This is a genomic window from Serratia sp. FGI94, assembly GCF_000330865.1.
Classification (GTDB): Bacteria; Pseudomonadota; Gammaproteobacteria; order Enterobacterales; family Enterobacteriaceae; genus Serratia_B; species Serratia_B rubidaea.
Genome location: NC_020064.1, coordinates 454131 through 468973 on the forward strand (window position 1 = coordinate 454131; position 14843 = coordinate 468973).

The window sequence follows — 14843 nt, forward strand, 5'->3', positions numbered from 1 at the left end:
TATCGAGTGTTTTTATCCTTGTAGAGTGTCTGGTTATGAGTATACAATTCATCCAGATTTGATTTTCTTTGAATATAGATGAAAACAAATTATCTAGGTGAATATTAATGTATCAGAGACTTGCTTTTGTGCTGCTGGTCTTGGCTGTAGGCATAATACTTTCAAAGTCAAACGTTAGTAATATGATTGTGAATGATGATTCGGCCTCATTAGGCAAGCAGCAATCTTTCTCAATTTTTTCAATCACTTTTAATCATTGATCAGTCTTGGTTTTTGAAAAGGGGTTAGCATGTCCAATCAAGGAATTGTTGCTTTCATCGAAAGCCGAAAGCAGCCGAAACTGGAAGCCTTCGATAAAGACACGGAGAAAAAGCTGGCCGGGTTAAGTGACGCGGCGGAAATTGCCGCTGTCAGGCAAGCGGCGGTTGAGCAGCGGCGCGAGCTGGAACAGCGTTATGAGGTTCGTAACTGGCTGACGGATGCGGCGAGTCGCGCCGGGCAGATCGGTCTGGTGACTCATGCGCTGAAGTTTACTCACAGCGATGCCAAAGGCAGCAGCATTTTTGCAGCGCAGGAGGATAACGATGCCCGTTACTTAGGCACCGCAACGCTGCGCCAGCCGGCGATCGATGCCGTCGGCAACGCCGCCGCGCTGGACGTCGCCAAGCTGCTGCAAATGGAATATCAGGGCGACACGCTGATCGCCCAGCTTAACCGCGGTGACCATAGCGCACTGGCGGTGCTGGCGGAGAGTGAGCAGCAGTTAGAGCTGTGGGTCAGTGGCTTTAAACAGGTTCTGACCAACAAACAGCCCGCTTCCCATGCGTTAGCAAAACAGCTCTATTTCCCGATCGGCGATAACCAGTATCACCTGCTGAGTCCACTGTTCTCCTCCTCACTGGCGCAGGCGTTGCATCAGCGTCTGGCACAGGCGCGTTTTAGCGAGCAGGCAAAGGAGATTTCCGCCGCGGTGAGAGCGGGAAAATGGCATGCGGAAGCGCGGGTGATGTACCCCAATCTGGCGGTGCAAAGCATGGGTGGTACCAAACCGCAGAATATTTCTTACCTTAACAGCACGCGCGGCGGCCGTAACTGGCTGTTGAACTGCGCCGCACCGCAGTGGGTGACGCAGAGCAAACCGCCGTTAAAGCATACCTCCATTTTTTACCGCAGCAGCGAGTTCAGTGCGATGGCGCGCGATGCCGTACGGCAGCTGCGTGCCTATCTGCTCAGCGTCCAGCCACGGGAAAAAACTCGGGAGATCCGTCAGCGACGCGCGGCCGGCGTTGATGAGGTGATTGATATGCTGTTCAGCTACGCCGCCGGCATCCAGAACCTGGAAGCACAGGCCGGCTGGAGCGCGGGGGCCGAATGCCGCCTGAAGCGATCCCAGCAGCTGTGGCTGGATCCGTTAAGAGGGCGCGACGATCCGGATTTCCGCGCGGAACGTGAGGCCGGCGACTGGCAGCGAGAGATCGCGCTGGACTTTGGCGTCTGGCTTAACAGACAGCTGGAGCATGAACAGATGCTGTTTAGCGAAGTGGAACGCAGGGAATGGTCAACGGCACCGCTATTTAAGCAGCGGTTGCGTGAGTTTGAGGCCGAGTGGGCGGAGGCGGCGCTATGAGTTCGTTAATCGTTTTGCGTCATGTTCGCGTGGAGAACGCCAACGCCATCGCGGGCCTGACCTATGGTTTTCCGGCTATCAGCCATTTTCTTGGCTTTACGCATGCGCTGTCGCGCAAGCTGCAGCACAGCCGTGGCCTGACGCTGGATAACTGCGGCGTGGTGTGCCATCAGCAACAGCTGCAGGCGTACTCTTCCGGTTACGACAAAGTGTTTGCCCTGACGCGTAATCCGTTAACCAAAGAGGCCAAAACGGCGGCGTTCAATGAAGAAGGGCGCATGCATCTTACCGTGTCACTGGTCATGGAGTGCAACGGCATTATTGACGGTGGAGAAGCCGGCGCGCAGGCACTGGCGGATGAGCTACAGCGTCTGAGTCTGACTCAGCGTCTGGCTGGCGGCACTATCGTCGATATCGGCAGCGTCAGCGTTTTGGCTTACCCCAGCACGCCGGCGGCGCTGCGGCGCATTACTCGTCGGCTATTGCCGGGGTTCACGCTGCTGGATCGCTCCGAACTGCTGTACAGCCACTATCAGACGCTACGTGCGGGTAATCCGCAGGCGGAGATGCTGGATGCCTGGTTAGACTTCGCTGCGCTGAAACAGCAGGCGGAAGGCGATGAGCAGAGCGAGCGCGTTGAGTGGCGTTACCTGCCGAAGCCGGCTGCCGGCTATCTGGTGCCGCTGCAAACCGGTTACCGGGCGATTTCACCGTTGTATGCCCCGGGCGAGGTCAAAAATACCCGGGATGCGGCTACGCCGTTCCGTTTTGCCGAAGCGCTATATGGCGTCGGCGAATGGCGCAGCTTGCACCGCATCAGCGATCTGCCGCAGATGTTATGGCAATACCAGCATGAAGATGACTGCTACCTGTGCCGCGGCGTGATGTTGGCGCAGGAAGAGTACGCAGAATTTAATGAAGAATAATTTAAAGGATTAATGACATGGCTAAAGCAACGATTAAAACGGCATCCGTACTGGCTTTTGAACGCAAACTGGCGAACTCTGACGCGATGATGTACGCCGGCCAATGGCAGCAGGACGAGTGGCAGCCGGTAAAAATTCAGGAAAAGGCGGTGCGCGGCACTATCTCCAACCGTTTGAAGAACGCGCTGACCAGCGATCCGGCCAAGCTGGACGCCGAGATTCAAAAAGCCAACCTGCAGCGGGTAGATGTAGCGGCGCTGCCGTTCAATACCGATACGCTGAAGGTCAGCTTTACGCTGCGGGTGATGGGTAACTTGGCGACGCCGTCGGTGTGCAACGATCAGGATTATCAGGCTGCGCTGGCGCAGAGTATCAACGGCTATATTGCCGAGCACGGCTGTGCCGCATTGGCGGCGCGCTATGCGGAAAACCTGGCTAATGGCCGCTTCCTGTGGCGCAACCGGGTGGGCGCCGAGGCGATTAAAATCTGTGTCAGCAGCAACGACAAGCGTTGGGAATTTAATGGTGAAGACTACAGCCTGCGCGCTTTCAGCCAGCCGGAGGGCGCATTGACCGAGCTGGCGCAGGCGATCGAGCGCGGCCTGTCTGGCGACAGCTTCGCCTTCTTCCGCGTGGATGCCTATGTGCGTCTGGGGCAGGGGCAGGAAGTGTTCCCGTCTCAGGAGCTGGTGTTGGACAGCAACAGCAAGAAAAGCAAAATCCTCTATCAGGTCAATGAGGTTGCCGCACTGCACTCACAGAAGGTGGGCAACGCCCTGCGCACGATTGATACCTGGTATCCGGACGCCGTTGAGCTAGACCTGGGGCCGATCGCCGTAGAGCCTTACGGTTCGGTCACCAGCCGCGGTAAGGCTTATCGCCAGCCGAAGCAGAAAATGGATTTCTATACTCTGCTGGATAACTGGGTGACCAAAGGGCAGGTGCCGGAAGTGGAGCAGCAGCATTACGTGATGGCGATTCTGGTACGCGGCGGCGTGTTCGGCGAGAAGGGCGAATAAGGGGAGCCTATGGATCACTATATCGAACTCCGCGTACTGCCCGATCCGGAATTTAGCGCGCCGATGCTGCTGGAAGCATTGTTCGCCAAGCTGCACCGGACGTTGGGCGCGGTTGGTAAGGGACGCATCGGCGTCAGTTTTCCCGATGCGGGTAAAACGCTGGGGGAACGGCTGCGTCTGCATGGTTCGCAGGAGGCGTTGACCGAGCTGGAGCAGCACGGCTGGCGTAAGGGCTTGCGTGACTATACCGAAAGCAGCGCAATATTGCCGGTGCCGGCAGATGCGGCGTATCGTACGGTGCGTCGCGTGCAGGTGAAAAGCAGCGCCGAGCGGCTGCAGCGCCGTTCGGTGGCCAAAGGCTGGCTGACGATGGAGCAGGCGCAGGAACGTATTTCAGCGGTGAAAGAGCAACGCAGCACGTTGCCGTTTATCCGCCTGAAAAGCCTTTCCAACGGCCAGTCGTTTTTACTGTTTATCGAGCAGGGTACTCTGCGCACCACGCCGACCGCCGGTGAGTTCAGCGCCTACGGTCTGAGCGCGACAGCCACCATCCCCTGGTTCTGACCCTTTTTTTGCATGTAATCCTAACCTGTTGATTTTGCAGGTTAGGATTGAAGCGTCTGAAAAAAGGGTTTTTAGTGGAATAATGAGGGTTTGGCTGTTAAAACAGTTGATTAGCGGTAAACTGCAACAGTTCACTGCCGTACAGGCAGCTTAGAAAATGCCGCCGACTCGCTGCTGGGCAGCAGCGTGTTCACTGCCGTACAGGCAGCTTAGAAATTAGTCGTACCCTTAGTATCTTATCTATGTACGTTCACTGCCGTACAGGCAGCTTAGAAAATACCCGGCAGACGCGCATAGTTGTCGAACTCGTTCACTGCCGTACAGGCAGCTTAGAAAAAAACCGGAAGCCGTCTTTGCGGATCAGTGTGGTTCACTGCCGTACAGGCAGCTTAGAAATGGTAGCGATATAGCGATTCTGTACCGTCGCGGTTCACTGCCGTACAGGCAGCTTAGAAAGGAATTGATAGACCACGTGCCACGAACGCCGGGTTCACTGCCGTACAGGCAGCTTAGAAAGCAATCGTCGCGCTGGTGCTCGGCCTGCTAACGTTCACTGCCGTACAGGCAGCTTAGAAATTTAATCCACTCGCTGCCGCCGATTTTTTTCAGTTCACTGCCGTACAGGCAGCTTAGAAAACACCATTCGCGTCGCCGACAACCACGCGGTGGTTCACTGCCGTACAGGCAGCTTAGAAATAACCCCTGACGAATGAGGGCCAATGCCGGCCGTTCACTGCCGTACAGGCAGCTTAGAAATTCCCGTTTCAGCGTCCTGCTGATGTAGTAATGTTCACTGCCGTACAGGCAGCTTAGAAAAATTTGGAGCGCTATTTCTCCGACAACTACCAGTTCACTGCCGTACAGGCAGCTTAGAAAATAGGCCAGTGCGGGTTTAGTCCGCGCAGGAAGTTCACTGCCGTACAGGCAGCTTAGAAATGTAGCTTGCTGAACCATTCGAGAATTAACACGTTCACTGCCGTACAGGCAGCTTAGAAAAAAGTCCTGCCCGTTGATGACGTAGAAATGCCGTTCACTGCCGTACAGGCAGCTTAGAAAGGTCGTCTACATGGCTTAATGACAAGGTTCGCGTTCACTGCCGTACAGGCAGCTTAGAAACAGTTCATACCTATCGTGGTTTTCTGCATGTACTGACGTTCTCGCTCGATGATTCCAAGCTTATTATTACGCATACGGTAATACTCCCCCCTTCGCTCTATCCATATAATTGCCGTTTGCGCTCACTACCCCAACGATACCGGACCTAAAATCGGTCCACGGGGCGACTGTACGCATAAACGCCGGCAGTATCCCTTTCCGAGGTTGAGCGTAACGGAATCGCTCAGGATCCGGGAATAAAAGCGGGGTAAAGCCCTCGCTTTTCCAAGAGCCAATCTTCCCGTAGAAATCCCATCGCATCAGAGCTTCTTCTTTGCTAACTGGTTGCAGGAACGGGAACGGGTTTTGTATTGTTACCACGCGGTAGAAGCCCAGTAAATTCGACACCAGGTCTTCACCACTAAACCCACTGTCTGTCACCAAATTTATTGGGAATGACGCCTGCAGTCTCTCAAACTTTACCGCTAGTGACATCATCATCGCTAGGGCGATACTCTGTCGCTCTGCATAAGTGCGACCGCGTTTAATACGCCACTTAATGAACTTGCCCATTTTTAGTGTCATGGCGGGGTCGGACATAGACTGCGAGTATGCCACGTCATAGCGTTCCTGACCGGATGACTCTCCGGCATCGATATCTCGAAGTAACGTTTTGATATCGTCGCCACGGGCATGGCCAAGGTCTATCCAGCCTAGGACTTTCGTATAGATCAGGCCTGTCCTCTGATAGCCAGCATCGCGACCATCAATAATATCACTGCGTTTACTCATCCTTGAAGCTCCCTTTCCTTACTTGTAAAAGCTGTAAGCCACCTGCACCAGTACGGTGTCCTCTGCCGTCAATGTTCCAACATAAATTGTCTCCTGTGGATCAGAGGCTTTCCAGCATGTGGCCTCCAGATCACAGGTCTCCTGCTTCTTGTAATCCTTTGAGATCAGATAGCTATCAATTTTTCTTGTGTCGCGCGTGTCATAAAACCTGACAGCATTTACATGCATGGCCGGGCCTGTAACATTCGCAAAGTTGAAATCATATCGCTGAGATATCCGCGGCATGTCCCGCAATATTTCCGGGGTATAAAATTCATACTCTCGCCGATCCTGTTCGGTATAATGCGCACTCCCAGCAAAATTCATTTTTATCATCGGCCAAAAGTAAGCCAGTACAGCGGCGAAAACGGCAATGATAAATATGGTGATTTTTAGAAAATTATTCATATTACTGACTTTCCTTTTCCACCCTGAACGAAATAACTATTCTGATAAGCAATAGCGATATTGCCAGAACTGAAACCATTATAAGGCATGGTTTTTTATAAAGGGTAGTAATTCCCTGGCAGAGGCGGGAGTAGAATGGGCATGTAACACATGTTTTTTCCCGTAGTGGCCCTTTTGTTAACGGGGCACTTAACATAGAGAATAGATTTTTAATAGACATCACACGATAGGCCGCCCAAGTTAGATACCAACTCCTCGCTGCTAAATGTTAACACCAGAACATAATCCATCCATTGCTCCCCATTTAATAGTATGAAAATAACATACCTAAGAACTTTTATACATTCAACAAATGGTTGGTGTGATATGTGTGAAGTGTGCACTTGAGCATGTAAGTTAATTTCAAGGTTTATGTGTCTAGGAATGTAAAATGCAAATTAAAGGTATTGTATAAGAAATGTATTTACTGAAAGGTTTAATTATGTGATTATCATTGAGTTTTAATTGTTTATATTGACAAGATAAATATCAAAAGTTTTTATTGATTTATTTAACTGGGACCAGGAAATACTTATGAATAGAAGAGTTATATTTTTCATTATTAATCAATGTCAGTCATTTGCTAACCATGCCGACAGCCGGTGAGTGTTCACTGCCGTACAGGCAGCTTAAAACAAATTCTCTCTACCCAAAGTTTATGAATAGTCGGAACTATCACTCCAGGGTAAACGGTAGAAGCATCCCTTCTTCACTGTCCGTTTTTAGTCTGGGCAGCTTTCTTTATCGGATAAGACACCAGTGGTTTGATCTCTTTTAAGACGAACATGCTCTGCATCTCTTTAATGCTGGGCAATCTGCGGACTACCGACATGGCAAAATCTGCATACGAATCCAGATCGGAAGCTACGACCTGCAGCAAGAAATCAGCATCGCCGCCGATGCTGTAGCAGGCCACCACATCTTCCAGTGCCGTCACCTCTTCCTCAAATTTCTTGGCTTCCGTTTCACTGTGACTGTCGATAGCGACACGGATAAATACCATCACGCCCAGGCCGATTTTTTTACGATCCAACACGGCACGGTAGCCCTGGATAACTTCCTCTTCCTCAAGCTTACGGACTTTGCGCCAACACGGAGAAGCCGACATGCCTATTTTTTCCGCTAATGCCTGATTGGTTACCCGGGCATCGTCCTGCAACAGCCGGAGGATCTTCATCTCTGTCATATCAAGCGGCATAGCGGAACATTCCTTTCTGTTTTTGGTTTGTAATCGGTAATTCTTTCCAATAATTCACGTTTAAGCAAGCAATATAGGTCACAAATTCCTCATAGCCTGCTGCATAATAAATTCGGAAAATTAATGTGTTTATGTTCGGGAGCAAATCTTGAAACGGCGTGTGATTGATACCGTTCCAGAGAGTGATTGTTTGCTACACGGCGACTCGCGCTCCGTATTAAAAACATTATCCGCTACTTTTACGGCTCACTCATGGCGGTAAGAAGGAAAGATAAAAGAGGGCGTAGGAATGTTGGTAAGAGAAAGTAACTAAAAGGAAAAATAAAGACATGCAGAGAAATTTAAGTAGGGGGATTGGTGAGGTATCGACACAAAAAAATCGCCGCACAGTGCAGGGGCCGCAAAGGATAGGTGACTAACGCTGCGGATTTACAGTTCTGAATTTGGCTCTCGCTCAAACGGCTGCCAGGCAACTATCTCTAAAATCATTGACGATCAATTACAACAGGAATTCTTATGTTAACGACCGCTCAAATCATCTCTTACGCTGCGGCGTTGGGCCTGGCGGCTGCCGTACCGGGGCCGGGTATGGCCGCGCTGGTTGCCCGCAGCGTCAGCGGCGGCGCAGTGACGGGTTTTACCATGCTGACCGGGTTGATACTCGGGGACTTAATCTATCTTTCTACTGCGGTATTTGGTTTGGCGGTGATTGCGCATACCTATACCTCACTGTTTACCCTGATAAATTGGGCCGCCGCCTGCTACCTGTTCTTTCTCGCCTGGCAATTCTGGCGTTATCAGCCCCAGGCGGTAAATATCGACCAGAAGGCCACCCGACGCGAGCTGACGTCCGCATGGCTGTCCGGACTGACGATCACGCTCGGCAACCCCAAAACCATCGCCTTTTACCTGGCTATTCTGCCGCTGGTCATCTCGTTGGATCATGTCTCCCTGCAGGTGTGGGGAACGATGCTGGTGCCGCTGACCATGTTTGTCCTCTTGCTTGTCGGCGCCATATTTATTCTGGCGGCACTAAAAATACGCCGTTTTCTTACCAGCGCATCTTCCCAGCGCATACTCTTTCGCACCACGGGCGTCATTATGGCGCTGGCAGCGTTTGGTATGGTGTTGAAATCTTTGTAGGGCGAGGGCAAATACCGCCGGCGTTTTATAGGGCTTTATGGTCTGAGCGCCATACCCAAGTTCTGACCCTTTTTTTATGAGTAACGTTAACTTATTGATTTTTAATAGTGTGTATCGGATGTCTAAAAAAAGGGTTTTGGACGAAATTATAGTGATTGTGCTGTTTAAACAAGCGATTAGCGATATACTGCAACAGTTCACTGCCGTACAGGCAGCTTAGAAACGCCCACCATCAGCAGCACCAGCGCGCTTTTTGTTCACTGCCGTACAGGCAGCTTAGAAAATTCCTCAGCGATTTCACGGAACGTGACCGACGTTCACTGCCGTACAGGCAGCTTAGAAATAGCAATACTACGAGTTACTAGGCAGGCTACCGTTCACTGCCGTACAGGCAGCTTAGAAATCTATAGTGCTTCTCTAGTATCTATCTGTATTGTTCACTGCCGTACAGGCAGCTTAGAAACAGCGCCGTAGCGCGGGCTTCTAACTGCTCAGGTTCACTGCCGTACAGGCAGCTTAGAAAAATGCCGTTGGCACTAATAGGCAGGTCATTTAGTTCACTGCCGTACAGGCAGCTTAGAAAGAGCTACGGGAACAGCCCGTTCAACGCAGAGCGTTCACTGCCGTACAGGCAGCTTAGAAATCGTTAATCGGGGATGTGCCAGATGCACCGCGGTTCACTGCCGTACAGGCAGCTTAGAAAGCTGAGCGAGTGGCCGAAGGCATGGCGCCAGTGTTCACTGCCGTACAGGCAGCTTAGAAATTCCACATTTCAACCTGTATAGAGGTCAGCTGGTTCACTGCCGTACAGGCAGCTTAGAAAACCGGTGACCCGACCAGGGTATTAATCGACCTGTTCACTGCCGTACAGGCAGCTTAGAAAATTCAGTCTCCCGTTCCCCACCCTGGCGGGGAGTTCACTGCCGTACAGGCAGCTTAGAAACGGCATATTTGCATCGGTAATTCAGTGACAACGTTCACTGCCGTACAGGCAGCTTAGAAAAACGTCAGGCCGGCGGCGCTGGCCGGATCATCGTTCACTGCCGTACAGGCAGCTTAGAAATTCCAGATGAGCACCGGTGCCATCACCGAACAGTTCACTGCCGTACAGGCAGCTCAGAAGTTACACCAAGGAACTTTGCTAACATATTGCGAGGGCAAACAGGCATTATTTTCTTCAAAGATTATTGGCAGCGTGGAGGTGAAAGCTTTCGTAACCGTTCGGGCGATCATATTGACTTGTGGAACGGTGATCGTTTGACGACTAAAACGAGTTATTTCCGTATTCAGTGGGGAATATCGTTAGCGGGACGTTTTAGTGATTTCTTTAAATCGAAAGAGATATGGTTTTGGAGAGCGGTATGAAAAGGGTTCTCGCTATTATCGTTGGGGCGGTAATGGGCATTGTGCTTATATGGTTGGCGTATCCTTATATTTCAGATTGGCTGGTGGGACCGGTTCATGGTGAAGACCAAATGTCCGCGAACTTTGTTCTGCTGCTTGCCGGGCTGGGGATAGGGTGCGTCGTTGGTGGTCTGGCCGGCGGCCTGGCCTATTCCCGTTTGACTAAGGGATAGCACCATAAACAATGCGTTAAGTATTCAGTAGGCTTATATTCATTCACTGCCGCACGGGCAGCCTGGACACAATCCGGTGGTAAGATGCTGTTAACAGCCTAAAGGAGAACCCCGGTGGAACAGAGCGAACAACAGCAGCATATCATCCGCTTCCTCAGTAAACAGCACGTGCTGACGCTCTGCGCCGGCAACGGTCTGGACATGTGGTGCGCCAACTGTTTCTACGTATTTGACGCCGAGCGCATGGCGTTGTGGCTGATGACCGAACCACGCACCCGCCACGGGCAGCTGATGCAGCAGCATGCCGAAGTGGTCGGCACCATTGCACCAAAGCCCAAAAGCATCGCGCTGATTAAAGGCGTCCAGTACCGCGCGACGGCGCGCATCCTCAGCGGGGATGACGAGCAGCAGGCGCGCGCCCGCTACTGCAGGCGTTTCCCGGTGGCGAAAGCGATGCCGGCCACCCTGTGGCAGCTGAGCCTGCAGGAGGTGAAAATGACCGACAATGTTCTTGGCTTTGGTACTAAATTGTTTTGGGCCCGTAGTTAGCGCGAATTTTTCGTCTGATCCGAGGGGCGTTCCCTGTCTTATACTTATTGTGGAACGTGACAACGGCACGGGAGGCATCATGGCACGGGTATTGATAACGGGCGCGACCGGACTGGTGGGCGGCGAGCTGCTGCGCCTGCTGTTGTCGGACCGGCGGGTGACGGCGATTACCGCTCCCAGCCGCCGGCCGCTGCCGCCGCATGACAAACTGACGAACCCGGTGGGCGACGATCTGTTCGCCCTGCTGACGGAGCTGGATCAGCCGGTGGACGCGGTGTTCTGCTGCCTTGGCACCACGCGGCAGCAGGCCGGCAGCGACGGCAATTTTCACTACGTCGACTATACGCTGGTGGTGGAAAGCGCGCTGACCGGTCGCCGGCTCGGCGCGCAGCACTGCCTGGCGGTGAGCGCGATGGGGGCCGACCCGCAATCCACCTTCCTGTACAACCGCATCAAAGGTGAGATGGAGCAGGCGCTGCGCGAGCAGGGCTGGCAACGTCTGACGCTGGTGCGGCCGTCGATGCTGGTGGGGGATCGCGCCGAGCCGCGCCTGTTGGAGCGCGTGGCCCAGCCGCTGTTTAAGATGCTGCCCGGCAGGTGGAAATCGGTCGCCGCCCGCGATGTGGCGCAGGCGATGCTGGAACAGGCGTTCAGCCCCGGCGACGGCGTTCGGGTGTTGGAATCTGACCGGCTGCAGCAGCGGGAGCCTCTGGCGCACTGAGATCGATGCGCAGGCCGTCGTACGCCAGTTCCACGCCCGGCGGCAGCGGATGTTCCAGCAGCCAGGCGTCGAGCCGGTGGCTGATATGCGTCAGCAGGGTGCGCGGCGGCCGCAGACGCTGCTGAATCTCCAGCGCGCGGGTGAGGTCGTTATGGTTGCGCGGCGCCTGCGGCTGCGGCGGCAGGCTGCAGTCCAGCACCAGCAGATCCAGGCGGACGCCCTGCAGAAAGCGCTGGGTCTCCGCCGGCAGGCCGACGGTGTCGGTCAGGTAGGCCAGCGCGCCGTCGGCGCTCTGGATCAGGTAGCCGTGGGTGATTTTAGAGTGGTTCAGCGGCAGCGGAGTGATGCGCAGCCCGCCCAGCGTCACGCTGACAAACGGCGTCAGCGGCGGTTGAAAGTCCAGAATGCCGGGGTGTTTGAACAGGTCGTCGCAGCCCTGTTCATCGGCCGGGCCATACACCGGAATGGAATTTCCGCACCCCCAGCGCAAATGAAATAGCCCCTGAACGTGATCCATGTGGTAATGTGTTAGTAAAAAACGCTGAATTTGCCCCGCCGAAAACCGCCTCTCCAATGACGTCAATCCCGCATCAATTAACGTAGTTTCCCCCTGAAAATACAGCATGGCGCTGCATGCGCGCCGACGAAAGGCCGGATCGTTCCGCGCCCGCCGGCAGATGGCGCATTCGCAGCCGAACGCCGGCACCTGCTGGGCGCCGCCGGTGCCGAGAAAGGTCAGTTGCATGGGTTCTCCTCGCGCCGCAGCGCCGTCAGCAGTTGCAGCAGCGCCGCCAGCGTGTCGCTCAGCGCGCCGTTATTATCCAGTCGCAGGCAGTCGGAAGGCACGCTGTAGGCCGCCGCGCGCGCCAGCCGCTGTTCAATCTGCCCGCTGTCTTCGCGCCCGCGCTGTTCCAGACGCCGGCGCAGCACCGCCGGCTCGACCTGCAGGCACAGCGGCAGCAGCTGCGCGCCGTAGCGCTGGCGGGCGTAGGGCAGATAGGCGCGCGAGCCGTTGACCACCACGTCGATCCCCTGCAGCAGCCACAGATCGACCTCGATCCCCAGCGCGTAGCGGGTGTGGTGCGCCTGCCAGTCCAGCGCGAACAGGCCGTTGGCGCGCCGGCGCAGAAACTCACGCTCGCTCAGCGCCACGTGGTTCTCACAGCCGGCCTGCGCCGGGCGGGTGATATAGCGGTGCGCCACCAGCGGTGCGGCGTCCGCCGCATTGCGCAGCGCCGCCAGCAGGCTGTCCTTGCCGGCGCCGGAGGCGCCCATCAGATAGATAAGCTGCGCCATCAGAACACCTGCCGTCCCTGACGCCACACCTGCTGCACGTAAACGTGCTCGCCGTGTGCGCGCGCCAGCACCAGATCGCCGCGCAGCCCCTCGGCAATCGCGCCGCGATCGGTTAACCCCAGCGCTCGCGCCGGGTTGCGGGTGACCATCGCCACCGACTGTGGCAGGTCATAGCCGTTGCGCGCGTCGGCGGCCAGGCGGAACGCCGCGTCAAGCAGGCTGGCGGGGTAGTAGTCGGAGGAGAGGATATCCAGCGTCCCGATGGCCGCTAGCTGGTGCGCCGCCACGTTGCCGGAGTGCGAGCCGCCGCGCACGATATTCGGCGCGCCCATCAGCACCTGTAGCCCCTGCCGGTGCGAGGCGCGGGCCGCCTCCTCGGTGGTGGGGAACTCGGCGATCGCGCTGCCCAACGCACAGGACTCGGCGACGTGGGCGGCGGTGGCGTCGTCGTGGCTGGCGAGCGCGATGCCCCGCTCGCGGCAGCGGGCGGCGATGGCCTGACGGTTCGGCGTCGCCCAGCGGGCGGACAGCGCGACCTGCTGCTGCTCATACTCGTCCATCGCGGCGTCGCTTAGGTTATATTTGCCCTGATGGTATTCACGGTATTTGGCGCGCGAGACGAACTGGCGCTGGCCCGGCGAGTGGTCCATCAGCGACACCAGCGACACGCCCGGCTTATCCATCAACTGCTCAAACAGCGACAGCGTGCCGGCGTTGGGCAGCTCGCAGCGCAGGTGCAGCCGGTGTTCGGCGCGGTTCAGCCCGGCGCGCTGGCTGTGGATCACCGCGTCAATCATCTTTTGCAGGTTCTCCAGCCGGTGGCCGCCGTCGCGCACGTCGCCAATCGCCACCGCGTCCAGCACCGTGGTGATGCCGCAGGCCACCATCAGCGCGTCGTGGCTGCTCATGGCCGAATGGGCCGGCCAGTCCACCTTGGGGCGCGGCATAAAGAATTTGTCCAGATTATCGGTGTGCAGCTCGATCAGCCCCGGCAGCAGCCAGCCACCTTCGCCGTCCAGCGCCTGCGGCAGACGGCTGTTGCCGTCGGCGAAGCTGCGGATCACGCCGTCCGCCACCTCCAGCGAGCCGTGCACCACCTGGTCTTCCAGCACCAGCCGTACGTTATTAATAATCATCACGGCGTCTCCAGCGTCTGCGGTGCCTGCATAATATGCAGCCGGTCGGCGACCTGCGCGCGCACCTGGTCGTCATGAAAAATGCCGATGATGGCGGCGCCGCGCTGTCGCGCCTGTTCAACCAGCGCCACCACCGCCGCGCTGTTGCGCGCGTCCAGCGAGGCGGTCGGCTCATCCAGCAGCAGAATCGGGTAGTCGACGATAAAGCCGCGGGCGATATTGACCCGCTGCTGCTCGCCGCCGGAGAAGGTGGACGGCGCCAGCCCCCACAGCCGTTGCGGCACGTTCAGCCGGCTGAGTAGCGCGCTGGCGCGCTCGCGGCACTCGTCATGCGCCACGCCCAGCTCCAGCAGCGGCTGCATCACCACCTCCAGCGCGCTGATGCGCGGGATCACCCGCAGAAACTGGCTGACCCAGCCGAGCGTCCGGCGGCGCACCGCCAGGATCTGCCGCGCTTCCGCCTGCGCCATATCGATCCACTCGTCCTGATGCTCCAGCCAGATATGGCCGCTGTCCGGCAGGTAGTTGGCGTACAGCGAGCGCAGCAGGGTGGATTTACCGCTGCCGGAGTGGCCGTGCAGCACCACGCATTCGCCGGCGCTGACCGTCAGGCTGGCGTCGTGCAGCACCGGCAGTCGCGTACCGTGCTGCTGGTGCAGCACAAAGGTCTTGCTCAGATGTTCGACGCGAATTTTGATCGTCATAGATTCCCCA

Annotated in this window: 15 protein-coding genes and 2 CRISPR repeat arrays; of the genes, 8 read left to right on the forward strand and 7 right to left on the reverse strand. The window is 55.8% G+C overall.

Annotated features, from left to right (window positions below):
* Positions 1-289 precede the first annotated feature (289 nt).
* The 4 genes from csy1 to cas6f are packed head-to-tail and all read left to right on the forward strand — an operon-like array spanning position 290 to position 4136.
* Complete coding sequence (gene csy1, locus D781_RS02005; protein ID WP_015670635.1) at positions 290-1627, forward strand: type I-F CRISPR-associated protein Csy1; 1338 nt, start codon at positions 290-292, stop codon at positions 1625-1627.
* Positions 1624-2553 carry a type I-F CRISPR-associated protein Csy2 gene (gene csy2, locus D781_RS02010; protein WP_015670636.1) on the forward strand — a complete coding sequence of 310 codons (930 nt, stop codon included), beginning with the start codon at positions 1624-1626 and terminating at the stop codon, positions 2551-2553. Before csy1 ends, csy2 begins: the two co-directional genes overlap by 4 nt.
* A gap of 17 nt (positions 2554-2570) precedes the next feature.
* Positions 2571-3572, forward strand: coding sequence for a type I-F CRISPR-associated protein Csy3 (gene csy3, locus D781_RS02015; protein WP_015670637.1), 1002 nt, complete (start codon positions 2571-2573; stop codon positions 3570-3572).
* 9 nt (positions 3573-3581) lie between these two features.
* On the forward strand, positions 3582-4136 hold the full coding sequence (gene cas6f, locus D781_RS02020) for a type I-F CRISPR-associated endoribonuclease Cas6/Csy4 (protein ID WP_015670638.1): 555 nt from the start codon (positions 3582-3584) through the stop codon (positions 4134-4136).
* 129 nt (positions 4137-4265) lie between these two features.
* Positions 4266-5252: a CRISPR direct-repeat array (repeat unit 28 nt; unit sequence GTTCACTGCCGTACAGGCAGCTTAGAAA).
* Positions 5253-5318: 66 nt separating this feature from the next.
* On the opposite strand, the gene D781_RS02025 is transcribed toward cas6f, so the two are convergent.
* The 3 genes from D781_RS02025 to D781_RS02035 form a co-directional block, all read right to left on the reverse strand.
* Complete coding sequence (locus D781_RS02025) at positions 5319-6023, reverse strand: DUF4056 domain-containing protein (RefSeq protein ID WP_015670639.1); 705 nt, start codon at positions 6021-6023, stop codon at positions 5319-5321.
* 18 nt (positions 6024-6041) lie between these two features.
* Entirely contained in the window at positions 6042-6470 is a 429-nt protein-coding gene (locus D781_RS02030; RefSeq protein ID WP_015670640.1) for a hypothetical protein, read from the reverse strand.
* A 748-nt stretch (positions 6471-7218) separates the two neighbouring features.
* Complete coding sequence (locus D781_RS02035; RefSeq protein WP_015670641.1) at positions 7219-7707, reverse strand: Lrp/AsnC family transcriptional regulator; 489 nt, start codon at positions 7705-7707, stop codon at positions 7219-7221.
* Between the two features lie 516 nt (positions 7708-8223).
* On the opposite strand from D781_RS02035, the gene D781_RS02040 reads away from it, so the two are divergent.
* From D781_RS02040 to D781_RS02055, 4 genes are all read left to right on the forward strand, one after another.
* Positions 8224-8850 carry a LysE family translocator gene (locus tag D781_RS02040; protein WP_015670642.1) on the forward strand — a complete coding sequence of 209 codons (627 nt, stop codon included), beginning with the start codon at positions 8224-8226 and terminating at the stop codon, positions 8848-8850.
* A 195-nt stretch (positions 8851-9045) separates the two neighbouring features.
* Positions 9046-9973: a CRISPR direct-repeat array (repeat unit 28 nt; unit sequence GTTCACTGCCGTACAGGCAGCTTAGAAA).
* A 238-nt stretch (positions 9974-10211) separates the two neighbouring features.
* The gene (locus tag D781_RS02045; protein ID WP_015670643.1) at positions 10212-10427 is read left to right on the forward strand and encodes a hypothetical protein; all 216 of its coding nucleotides are present in this window, start codon (positions 10212-10214) and stop codon (positions 10425-10427) included.
* 114 nt (positions 10428-10541) lie between these two features.
* Positions 10542-10976, forward strand: coding sequence for a YhbP family protein (locus D781_RS02050; RefSeq protein ID WP_015670644.1), 435 nt, complete (start codon positions 10542-10544; stop codon positions 10974-10976).
* 79 nt (positions 10977-11055) lie between these two features.
* Positions 11056-11697, forward strand: a complete 642-nt coding sequence (locus tag D781_RS02055) for an NAD(P)H-binding protein (protein WP_015670645.1) — start codon at positions 11056-11058, stop codon at positions 11695-11697.
* Here the strand turns inward: D781_RS02055 and phnP are convergent.
* The 4 genes from phnP to phnL are packed head-to-tail and all read right to left on the reverse strand — an operon-like array spanning position 11627 to position 14833.
* On the reverse strand, positions 11627-12442 hold the full coding sequence (phnP, locus tag D781_RS02060; protein ID WP_015670646.1) for a phosphonate metabolism protein PhnP: 816 nt from the start codon (positions 12440-12442) through the stop codon (positions 11627-11629). The genes D781_RS02055 and phnP overlap by 71 nt on opposite strands.
* Positions 12433-12993 carry a ribose 1,5-bisphosphokinase gene (gene phnN, locus D781_RS02065; protein WP_015670647.1) on the reverse strand — a complete coding sequence of 187 codons (561 nt, stop codon included), beginning with the start codon at positions 12991-12993 and terminating at the stop codon, positions 12433-12435. Before phnN ends, phnP begins: the two co-directional genes overlap by 10 nt.
* Positions 12993-14129 carry an alpha-D-ribose 1-methylphosphonate 5-triphosphate diphosphatase gene (gene phnM, locus D781_RS02070; protein WP_015670648.1) on the reverse strand — a complete coding sequence of 379 codons (1137 nt, stop codon included), beginning with the start codon at positions 14127-14129 and terminating at the stop codon, positions 12993-12995. The genes phnN and phnM overlap by 1 nt, the downstream gene beginning before the upstream one ends.
* Positions 14129-14833, reverse strand: a complete 705-nt coding sequence (phnL, locus tag D781_RS02075; RefSeq protein ID WP_015670649.1) for a phosphonate C-P lyase system protein PhnL — start codon at positions 14831-14833, stop codon at positions 14129-14131. Before phnL ends, phnM begins: the two co-directional genes overlap by 1 nt.
* Between the last annotated feature and the right edge of the window lie 10 nt (positions 14834-14843).